Genomic DNA, 12,488 nt, shown 5'->3' on the forward strand with positions numbered 1-12,488 from the left:
CCTAGTCAGGGGGTGAATGGGGAGCATCCGTTCGCGTGTGGGTTAATAGCGACTTTAGATCAACACCGAAAAACCGCCGGTCCTGTAACATGCGTTCACGCAAACTTCGCCGTCGCCCTTCGCCTCCGAAGGCACGTTCTGCCAGGAAATCCCGACGGTTTCGTCCACAATCCGAACGTTTGGAGGCCCGAAACCTGCTCGCCGCCTCGCTGTCGATCGGTAACGCGATGGTCGACGAGGGCAATCCGGGTGGGGCACCGGCCGAACTTCAGTTTGAGATTATCCGGGGAGGCGACACCAGCGAAGAGCTGATCATCGGCTTCGAGATTTTTGCGGCCGGCGAGGACGAGCTTTCGGCGGGACAGCGGGGACTGGCCACCGCTGGGGAAGATTTCGTCGTTCCTGCGTTCAGTACCATCACGATTCCCTCCGGTTCGCTGAATGAAACGTTGACGATCACGGTCAACAACGATGTTGAAATCGAAGGCGACGAGCGATTGGAGGTCCGATTCACCTCGGTGATTGGTGAGGTGACCTTTGCCAGCGAGGAAGATACCCGGGCGACCGGGACGATCGTCAACGACGATCCGCCGAATGAGCTGTTGGAGTTCTTGCAAAACATCGACAATGAAGAGCGGGATGGTTTAGTCGGCCAAATCAAAGACGGATTTGACGACACCTTCAGCGAAATCATCACCGGCATTCAGACCGCCGTTGATGAGATCTCGGGCGTACCGATCGTGGGAGGACAACTGAGCGACGCTGTCGAGCCGTTGCTGAGCGAAATCGAGGAAATTCGAACCGAGCTTTCCGATTTGGTCGAAACGGTTTTTACATCGACCAGCGTGAATTTGGTCGCAGACTTTCAGAACGCGATGTTCACCATTCTGGAACCAATCTTGATCGACAGTCCGGACGCGGGGACCGATATTTCGGCCAGTGACATCCTGCTCAGTTATGGCGCCGATGACCTTGATGGTCCGGACGGCAATGGCGATGGCATTCCCGACTCGGGCACCAGTTGGGTGCAGTTCGATTTTCAACTCGGCCAACGCACGATCCAGGATCTGCCCTTCGAACTCGATCTCGGTTCCGCGGCTGCGTTGCCCGGTTTGGAGGCACTGGGGCTAAGCGTCGACGCGTCGGACGGATTGCGTTTCGATCTACGTTGGGACTTGCGTTACGGCTTCGGTCTGAGCCAGCTCTACGGAACCGATCAAGCTTTTGACCTGGACTACTTCTACGTCAACTCAGGCGCCGTCGACGTGACGGGCTCACCGGTCGAAGAGTTTCGCGCATCGATCGACATCAAATCGGCCCCGGCAAAAGATGGTGATGGTAATGATGTGCTCAGTACTGACGCCGGTCTGAAAGCTGACGCGACGATCGGTTTGCTTGCGGCGCAGGTCGAAGACGGAATCCCCTTCGCCGTCGACATCACTGCTGAGGAAGGATTTGAATTCACCGGCGTGGAGACGGAGGTGGACTTTACGCTGGTCATCGACGCGGGCGGGACCGAGCCGATCGAGGCAGTCATCAGCAAGACTTTCAGTAATCCGGCCACTTTGCTCGCCGAACTGCAATCCGAGCTGATCAGTCAATTGGCCGGGAAATTCAACGCGGAAACCACAGGCGGTGACGGGCAGAACGCGTTCGCGCCCGTTACGGTCTCACTTGACTTCGGACGGATCAATGGCTTTACGAATCCGGATCAGCCCACGACGCCATCGATCGTACTGAGCGCCGAGCTTCCGCAGATCTCCTCCATGACGATCATCGGCGGTGGTGAACTTGGCTTTTCCGAAAGCAACCTCGGCAGCCTGTCCAGCCCCGGCCCGTTCGGACAGTTCGACGACGGGCGAAGCGCGGCGCTCGGGTTTGACGCTTCGTCATTTGATGAGGAAGGATTCACGACCGCCAGCAGCGAAACCACACCCGGTCGCTACCAGTTGAGAGCCGGAGCGGCTGCACCGGCGAGCGGCGTGTTGAGGCAAGACACCGAGTTCGTGTTGGTACTCAACAACGGCAGTCCGGACGGAATGCCCGAAGAACGGATCCTGATTTCGATCGGCGAAGAACAAAATCGAAACCTCGACACCCTGCGTGATCAGCTGAACCAGAACAGCTTGGAAACCCTGTTCCGGGACTCCGTCAACCAAGCGATCAGCCAACAGGGAACCTACGGTACGATCGACGTCGAAATCGATGATGACGGGTTTTTCGTTTTGACCTCGCGCGGAGACGCGAACAACCCGGGACCAACATTGGATATCGACTATGCGTCAACCGACCAGTCCAAAATTTCCATCGCATTCACCGTCGACATCGACGACCCGAACTGGACGTTGCCCAACCAGAGGGCCAATCCAACCGACCAACGCGCACTCGACCGTGTGACGAGGGCGGAAATCCAAGCTGCCAAAAAAAAGATCACGGACCGTTTCCAGCCCGAAGCGGAAGCATCGGTAGCCTTGAAACTGCATACGACGGCTGACCTGAATGGGTTGATTGACCAGGCCGGCGGCTCGATTCCCAGTATTCCATTGATCGGCGAAGGGTTCTTGCTCCCCAAAATCGAATTCGACTTTGTGCTCGACGCAACCGCTTCGGCAAAGTTCCAAAACCCGACCAATCCCGATCCGAACGATGACGAAGCGGGGGAAAAACGCTTCACCAACGAACTCGAGAACCTGCGTTTTGAAAACGTCACGATCGACTCGGGGGGACTGATCGAAACGTTCATCAAACCGATCGCGCAATTCGCCGAGACCGCCTTGGGCCCGATTTCTGTGTTTGTCGGTGGACTCGGTGGTAGTAACTTACTGGGCACTTCGTTGCCAATTCTCAGCGACCTGAATAACATTCGCGGAGCATCCTTTCCCGAGACGATTTTTGACTTGGCCGGTGGCGCGAACGAGGACCTCATCCGCCATTTCCGAAGAGCGTTGGGCAACGTGGTCGATTTGTTGGACCCGAATTCGCCCCTTGGACGCATCCTGGCCGATTTGGGCGAAAAACCCGTGCTTGCACTGGGATGCTTTGAATATTTCCAGCCGCAGGGCGCCTCCTCTCGTACCCTCGCGCCCTGCTCCGTTGCTTCCGCCATCGACTCGGCCACCGCCACCGAGGCGAGCCAATTCATCAACACTTACGAAGCAATCACGGAGACGTCCGGTGGGTTAAGGTTTGATTTCATTCGACCCACCAACTTTGTGAAACTGCTCAGCGGTGTCACCGCCGATGATCCCGCGGATCTGGTCAGCTTGAATGTCCCGACCCTCGACGTCACCTTTGGTAAGGACATTAATATCGACGTCGGGGTCGCTGACCTGAATGGCGACGTCGATGCCAGTGTCTTCACGCAACTGGGACTGGTCTACGACACAGTCGGATTAAGCAAAATGGTGGACGCCATTCGCCGTGGTGATGATCCCGTGTGGGATGACCTCCTCGACGGAATCTACATTCGAAATCGAGACGGGAACGAAGTCGAAATCGATATCGATGCCAGTGCCACGGCAAAGATCGATGTCGAGCTGGCGTCCGGCAGCGTGAAGGCCAATCTGAGCGGAGGCGTTCAATTGGATTTGCTCGATCCGAACGAAGACGGCGCGCTGCGACTGGATGAAATACAAAGCCAAACCGATGGAGATGCATCGAAGGTCTTCTGCCTGGTCGACGCGTCGGCCAGCCTGGATGCCGGGATCAAGGTCGAGGTGGAGTTCTTCGGCCTCAAAACCGACGTCGATCTGAGGATCAGCGACGTTGCCGACATCAACCTGAACATCAAAAAGGGGCTTTTCAAAGATCTGTTGGAAGGCGTCGGATTCGATCTCGATTGCCTGGACGATCTCAACCCGATCCTGGCGAGTCCGCGATTCGAGAATGGCGAGCATGTGATTCGGATTCACACCGGGCCCTATGCCTCCGATCGTCGCGATGGTGATGTCAGCGATGAAGATGGCCCGGCGGTAATCAGCGTCGAAGAAGACGGGGATTGGATTGTTGTGACCGGATTTGGAGCGGAAACCTCTCTGCCGATCGGCAATGCCTCACGAATCGTCGTTACCGGTGGCCCCAACGCCGACGTCCTTGACCTCTCGGGTGTCGATTCGCTGCCGGCCCGGATCGAGGGGGCAGGCGGCGGCGACACGCTGTTCGGCGGCGACAAGGGCGATGAGATTTACGGGGGCGATGGCAGCGACTTCATTGACCCCGGCGCCGGCGAAGACCTCGTTGTCACGGGCACGGGTTCCAATCTGGTCATCTCAAGCCCCGGGGCCGATACGATCGACGCAGGTGCAAACACCGACTCCGGAGGGTTCATTTACGGCTATGAACTTGACGACGTGGGCCGCCCCCAAGTTACCGACCAGGGCGATCTCATCCCGCAACCCGATCGTAACGAAGGCGATACCGTGATCGGATCGGTCTGGGATGATTTCCTGGTCGGCACCAACGTGGACGGCGGCGATGGCGATGACACCATCACTGGAGCCGGCGACGGAGGGACACTCGACGGTGGCGAAGATGACGACGAAATCACCGGCGGCGACGGCGATGAAACACTCGTCGGCGGCCCCGGCGAAGACACCCTCATCGGCGGTGGCGGTGCCGATTCCCTGCTCGGTGGTGACGACGACGACAAATTGATCTCCGGCTATGGAGACACTCTGGTCAGCGGTGGGGACGGAGACGATGAGTTAACGGTCGATTTGGGCGTTGAGATTTTCGGACTGGGAATCGACGGTATCACAACAACCCTCGGCTTGGGCAACTACTCCGCCGCGTCACTGATCGAATCGAGCGAATTTCCAACTGAGAGTACCACCTTTGCCGGTATCGAGACGATCGCTGACTACCGCCTGGGCGAGGGTGACGACTCGATCATCATCGACGGTGTCAACGTTCCCGTTTCGATCTCCGCAGGTGCCGGAGAAGACATCTTCCACTTGATTGCCAATGCGGCCGAGGTGGAGCTGAATGCGGGGGGTGACGACGACGAGTTGGTGATCGACCGCAGCGGTCGGATCGCCCCAATGGACGCCTTGCTCCGGGCAAACCGGCTCAGCGGCTTCGGCGCCGCTGATGTGACGCTGTTCGGCAACAGCCTGGAAACAATCACGATAACTTTAGGCGATGGCGACGATCGATTGCGTGTCGACGCCCCGTCACCAGAAACAAGAATCATTGGCGGCAACGGAGACGATGACACCATCATTGTTGACAGACTGAAGGCCACGTCAACGATCACTGCCGAGCAGGTGTTCATGGACATCGACAGTGCCGCGGCTGCAATCCGAACCGAATTTGGCGAGGTCGGTTTGCTTCGAGTCACCGCCGATAGTCTGTGGATTGATAACCGAGACAATGAGAACGCCTTGGACTTTTCCGTCAAGGATCGAGATGTCACGATCTCGGGGCTTGACGGTTCGTTGATTGAAAACATATCCGGTATCGGTCGAGTCGAGTTCCTGGGCTCCACCGCAGCCGAGTCCCAAGATACGCTCAAGGTGATTGACACCTCCGAGTCGACGAAGACGTTTCGGATCGAAGACGATCTGGTCGAAGTTTTACAGGGAAGCGATGTTCTCGTATTCGAAGCGGCGTCCTCGGACATCAGCCAGGAAGATCCCGTCATCACCCTGGAGTATCCGGTCACGCCGACACTCGATGGACCATTCCATGTCTTGTTCCCGCGAGCTCCAATCGCTACCGGCAATCCGGACAGACACGCCTATGTCGTCGAGGGGAGTCAAATCACAACCTTTGACGTCGTTAGCAGCCCCAATCTATTGCTCCCGTCAGGTTCGACGAACGTACCTTTCAATGTGAACGCCGATGCGGTATTCGATCCTAGCGGACGTTTTCTGTACGTCACCGGAAATTCATTAGACCCCAGCGACAGCAAGTCAAGCATCAACCAGATTGCGATCTTTGAACGAAACGTGTCGACAGGGGTACTAAGCCTCGTCGAGACAATCGACTCGTTTCCAGCAGGAACTCAAGCGGCACCAGCTGGAAGGATCGAGATTGTAGACATTCAAGTCGCCGAAGAATGGGTCTTCCTCACCATTGAAGATATCGACGTACTATCCGGTGGTGACACGCGTGTGTATCGTTTCGACCGGGACCCCCATGGCTCGGAACCCGGCAAATTAACCAAGGGCCGATATGTGGGAGGTCGGATTCAAGGGACACCGATCGATTCTGTTATGGATACGGACGACAGTGACGACCTGTTTGTCCTCACCCTCGTCGGACCTCATCTGGAGGTCTATCGGTATTCGATCAGGGCCGGGGGAGACGATTCGATCGTCGATGGCCCCTTTAAAAGCTTTGAAACACGCAGCAGCGGGTCAGACGCTAAAATCGAGATCCAGCCCGTTCGAAATAACCAACCTCGAAAAGTTTATCTCGTCGAACCTGAGACCATCTACGTCACTCAGCGAGTGGGCGGAGGCGGCGATTTGCAATTGATCCAAAAGGTGAGTTTGCCCCGCACCGACACCCAATTCGAGTCCAAGGATGTGGAGTTCAACGCCGACGGGTCGGAGATTTACATCAACGACAATGCGACAATTAAGACTTATCAACTGGTCGCAGGCGGAGACAAAGATGGGCGATTTGTGGATGCAAATGGAGACTTAACGGACTCCCCTCTGCCGATCGCGACTTCAAACGTCAATGTTTTGAACTCCATCGACACCGACTCGCTTGCCCGAGACCCTCAAACCCGCCGATTCATCGCGCCGACGGCCGACAATGAGATCACCGTCTTTTCATCCGCGTTAGAAGCCATTCAGGTTATCACTGATGGTGAGCCGCCGACCTTTGAAGCCAACTCGCTGAAGAAATTGGTATTCACCACGTCACGTCCCGGACGGGGCAGCGCCTACGGCATTGCCACGGGTCCCCAAGGGGGCTACCTGGTCGAATTTACAAGGTCGAAGAAGACCGCGGGAGAATTCAATCCGCGAAGCATTCTGACTCCCGACGATTGGGAATCCAACCTTTTGCGTGACAAGCAGCTCGACTCCGCGGTGGACCTCGTGCTCGCAGACGACAAGCACTTGTATGTCGCAGTGGATAGCGGAATCCAACTTTTCCAGCGTGACCGAAACACGGGCGACCTCGACTTTCAGACGACATTCGAAGCGTTTGCTGACTTCAGCGGCGCTCGTACACTCCAACTGAGCCCCGACGGCACAACGCTCTGGGCCGGTTCGCACGATACCGTCAAATCGTGGAGCCGGGACACCACGACAGGTTTTCTGACGGCCAATTCGGGATCCGCATCACTTTCGCAGGCGACGGAAATCTTCGTCGATCCCAACTCTGATTTTCTCTTCGTGGCACTCGATGGTTCTAGCGGCGGAATCGCCACGCGATTGCAAAGCGCCGTCGGCTCCGCCGCTCAATTCGCACCACTACCCAATGCGACCAGCGTCAAGCGGATTGGCAATCGATTGTATGCAGGCACACGCGACGGTGTGCTGAACGTCTACAGCATCGATGCCGAGGGGAAATTGACGCTCCTGCAAACCGCTTCGGGTGGCTCGGGCGGGGCCGGCTCGCTGTCGGACATCGTCGACATCGTCTCCAGCAGAGGCGACCGATTCGTGTTTGCCGGTTCCTCTGACGGAACCATCATCGCCTACTCACGTGATCCCTCCAGCGGTCGCTTGGCATTCGCGCAGCGGATCACCCAGGGCATCGGAAGCTTTGACGATGCCAAGGGAATCGAGGAAATGACCTCGTTGACCTTTGACTTGTCCGAACAAGACTACATTGCTGACTTGCTGTACGTTACCAGTCCCAACGGATGGACGGCAATTCAAGTTTTGCCTGGTTTCGCCACCAACACATCCAGTTACCGCGTCGGGTTTGACGGAAACTTTGGCTCCCTGGAAGTTGCTTCGAACGAATCGACCCCAGCTGGCGATTTCACCGACATTGTCAGATCTTCCGGGACCGGCAACATCCCGTTGACGATCCGGACCTTCGGGGGAAATGACGAAATCTCGATTGCCAGCCAACCGAGTTCATTGACGCTCGACACCGGTGACGGGAACGACTTCGTCAGCCTGCGTTCGGTTTCAGGTGCAACGACGTCCATCGAACTCGGTGAGGGCGACGACGCAATCGACGTCAATTTGCCAGGATTGCAAATCACGAATGACAATGCGACCGTCTCGATCAACGGCGCGAGCCCATTGTCTGAAGATGCACCGCCGATCGGAGATACGTTGACATACGTCGTCGGTGATCTCAGCTTCGATCCAAGTCCCGCGACGAATCTGACCACGCCGAGCGGGCAGATCAGTGTCGATGGTCAAGTACTCGTGAAGTGGGAAGAGATCGAGGACCTGGGGGAACTTGCCGATTTGTCCGCGTCGATCACGGTGACCCCCGAAAGCATCGCGGAAGGGAACTCGGTGGATTTGTCCACCACCGCATCCGCTGAGGGCGTGACGTTTGCCGAAAGCGATTATCAATGGGACCTCGACGGCGATGGGGTCTTTGGCGATCGAATCGGAAGCTCTTTCGCACTGGACTGGTCCGAATTGCAAGAACTCGGAATCGACGACGACGGCGTCTACCCGGTCGCGGTCGAAGTGGTCACGTCCGGACTTCGCACGATTGCGATTGAATCGATTGTGGTCACTAACGCGGATCCTGTCCTGTCGGCCAGCGTCAGCCCCGGCACGATCGACCAATTCGAGTCGGTCAGCCTGACGCTCGGATCAGCCGATCCCGGCGACGATACGATTGAGCGTTGGGAAATCGATTGGGAAAGCGACGGCACCGTCGATGACATCTACTTCATCGATGCCGGCGTCGTTACGCATGTCTATGACAGCTTCGGCACCAAGACCATCACGGCGACCGCTTTCGACGAGGACGGCGGACCCTATGCGGCGGTGACGACCAACGTCCTCGTCAACGAGATTCCGCCACGTGAAAGAAAGATCGAAGGCAACACAATCTTAGATGAAGGTGCGACGGGGAAGTACACGCTGGTGGCGTCCGGCGGAACAACCACTCCGGTTTCGTGGCTGGTTGATTTCGGCGACGGAACGATTGCGGAGATCACATCAACGCAGTTCACCCACACGTACAAAGACGACGGAACCTACACCCTCAGCGCCATCGTTTTGGAAGATGACGGCAGCAGTCTTCCCGCGACCGAAACGTTGACGGTCACCGTCAATCCGGTCGACCCGACCATCGTCACCACAGCCGGAACGTCACCGATCGACGAGGGCCAAGTTTATACGCTCGGTGTCGACGCGATCAACGATCCCGGAGACGACACCATCACCGAGTGGACGATCGACTGGGGTGACGGAAACGTGGAAACGATCATCGGCGACATCCGTTCGGCGGCCCACCAATATGTCGATGACAGCGCCACCGAGCCGGGCGGCTTTTACCAGGTCACCGTCAGTGCGACCGATGAAGACGGAACCTATCCGGGCACCGCATCCATCCCGGTCGAAGTGAGCAATGTCGCCGCACCGATGATTTCGGTGCCGCCTGAGTTACTGGTTTCGCCTGGTTCAGACCTTTTCTCGGTCGCCGAAGGTCAACCGTTGCAACTGATTCTCACCAACCACGACCCGGGCGAAGACACCACAACCGAGTGGATTATCGATTGGGATGGAAACGGACCGATGACACCCGTCTCGTATCCCAACGATCCGGAAAACCCACTGCGCAATGTTCGGTTCGTCTACAACGCGGAAATCGCTCCTTTGCAGATCACCGCGGTGATGATCGATGAAGACGGTGAGCATCCGACCAATGTGTTGATCGGTGAAGTCACCAACACCGCCCCGACTCCACGAATCAGCGGCGGTACGAAGACGGCCATCGAAGGAACTCCATTCTTTGTCACGCTCGACCCGGGTGTCGAGGGTACCAACAGCAGCATCGTCCGCTGGCGGATCGAGTGGAATGACGGTAGCGAGGCTGAAACGGTGGTCCTCGACCAAGCATCGACCGTCGTGACCGTACCGCATGTGTTCCGGGACGGGGATGGAAGCGAATTGACAGTCGAAGCGTTCGCCATCGACGACGCGAATCAGGAGTACCCCGCTTCCTTGACCATCACTGTGATCAATCAGCCGCCTTCGATCGAAATCGACGGCCCACCAGCGATCGAGGAGAGCACCGAATACTCGTTGACATTGGGGTCGGTCATTGATCCCGCCATCACCGATACGGTGTCCACCTACATCATCCGCTGGGGTGACGGCACGTCGACGGAATTGACCGCACAACAGGTCGCCGACCTTTCACGTGTCGTCTCGCACACCTACGTCGACGACCCTCCCTTCCCCGGCGTTGTTGACACGGTCATAAACGTCGACCTGATCGACGAAGACGGGCTCACCCAGAATGCAGGATCGACGACCGTGCGCATCGTCAACATTCCCCCGATCGCTGAAGCCGGAGGCCCGTATCAAATTTTGATCCCCGCGACACAGATCCAATTGTCAGGTACCGCAACGGATCAAAGCCTCGAAGACACCTTCACATTTGAATGGGATTTCAACGATGACGGCGTATTCGACGACGCGACTGGACCGACGCCGATCTTTGGCGCGGCCGGTGCATTCCCCGGACAAATTTTCGACGTCGCACTTCGCGTCACCGATGATGATGGTGGCGTCAGCGAGGTGGTTTCCACCACCGTTCGGTATCTGTCCATTCCCGAGATCACCGACATCGTCCTGACAACCGACCCGATCCTGGAGAATCAGGAGTTCACACTGACGGTGCTTTTCGAAGATGTTGACCCGAATCAGACCCACAAGGTCAACGTACTCTGGGGCGACGGAAACTCCAGCGAGGTGTTCTTGACGGGTGGTGAAAGAGAGGTTGAGATCCCACACACGTATCTCGATGACAATCCCACCCATACACCCCTGGATCCCTACAACATCTCTGTCACCGTTGCCAACTCCGCGGCCGATGACAGCGCAGAGACTGGCGTCGACGTCTTTAACGTCAACCCCGAAGTGGCCGCTTTCACCAGCGACGCAAGCTCGCTGAAAGCCAAGAGCGATGACAACGTTGTTTCGGTCTCTGGAACGGTCGCCGATGTTGGCACCGAAGACACGCACAGAGCCGTCATCGACTGGGGAGACGGAAGCGATTCTGAAATCGTCGATGTTGACCCAAGTGATCGTACGTTTGAAAGCCGCCACGAATACGCCAGCGGCGGAATCTACGAAATCACCGTGACGGTGACGGACGACGACACCGGCGAGTCGGAAGTGGCAACCACCGCCGCGGTCATCCAAGGCGTTGGGCTGGTCGACGGAACGCTGTTCATCATCGGGACCGATGGACGAGACAAGGTCGCATTCAAATACGACGATCGCACCGATGCATTGACCGTCGACGTCAAACTGAATCAAGATTCATCCGACAAATCGAGAATCAAGGAGACCTTTACCGTGTCCTCGATTGATCGAATCGTCGCCTTCTTGTGTGACGGAAACGACCACTATCAAGGCGAGTTTGGTGGAAGTGGAAACAGGAACTCTGAGACCTCGATTGCGATCCGGCAGATCGTCTTTGCAGGTGCGGGGCGCGATCAAATCCACGGCGGCGACGCAGGCGATGCGTTGATCGGAGGCGAAGGAATGGACAACGTTCAGGGACGTGCGGGCAACGACCTGTTGATCGGCGGATTTGACCGTGATGTGATCCATGGAGGTCTCGATGACGATTTGTTGATCGGCGATCACATGGCTGCCGATGAGTCCCTCGTCTCCATCGTCGACAAAGTGGATGACGCGCTGTCGTCGTGGAACGACAAAGCTCTACCGGAGACGATTCTCGCACTCGAAGGCATCAAAGATGACAACGAGCAAGACAAGCTTCTCGACAAGAAAGGGGAAAATGAGTTCATCGAAGGAGGTTACCAGCCCCAATGGGTGTGGTGGATCGATGTCAACGGTGACGGCAGCGGATCGGCGCTTGATGCTTTAATGATCATCAACCGCCTCAGCCTGATCGGACGCGACGCCGAGTGGACGGGGATCGACGGTGACGATCAATTCGACGTCAACGGAGACGGTCTCATTACTCCTAGCGATGCCCTGATGGTCATCAATCGAATCGCCTATGGCAATTCATCCCGAGCAACACCGTCCGCAAAACAGCTTGCGGTTGATGCGGCTTGGATCGGCAGTGTCGACCAAGCTTTGGCGGGCGGGGATGACGACGAAGAGCCGGAGTGGGACGAGCCAGGCAGTTTGTTCTAAGTCCTCAAGATCATTCGTAGAGCATCCTCCATCTAAATCAAACTTTCAGCTTCCAGCGGTAATTAATTGCAGATCCGCAGGGGGCATGTAGCGCGTGGCATCTCTGCGCCTTCGGAACTCATCGATTTGGGCGATCAAACAGCGGAGGTGGCAGAAAAATGGCGGGCAAAAAAATGGTGATTGGAGATGAAAGACAAGAAAATGGGT

1 protein-coding gene is annotated in these 12,488 nt (G+C 56.9%); it reads left to right on the forward strand.

The window, feature by feature from the left end; genetic code table 11:
- The first annotated feature begins 179 nt into the window (after window positions 1–179).
- Window positions 180–12,281 carry a PKD domain-containing protein gene (locus tag Enr13x_RS05635; protein ID WP_197455814.1) on the forward strand — a complete coding sequence of 4,034 codons (12,102 nt, stop codon included), beginning with the start codon at window positions 180–182 and terminating at the stop codon, window positions 12,279–12,281.
- Window positions 12,282–12,488: the final 207 nt, after the last annotated feature.

Source organism: Stieleria neptunia, from assembly GCF_007754155.1.
Taxonomy (GTDB): domain Bacteria; phylum Planctomycetota; class Planctomycetia; order Pirellulales; family Pirellulaceae; genus Stieleria; species Stieleria neptunia.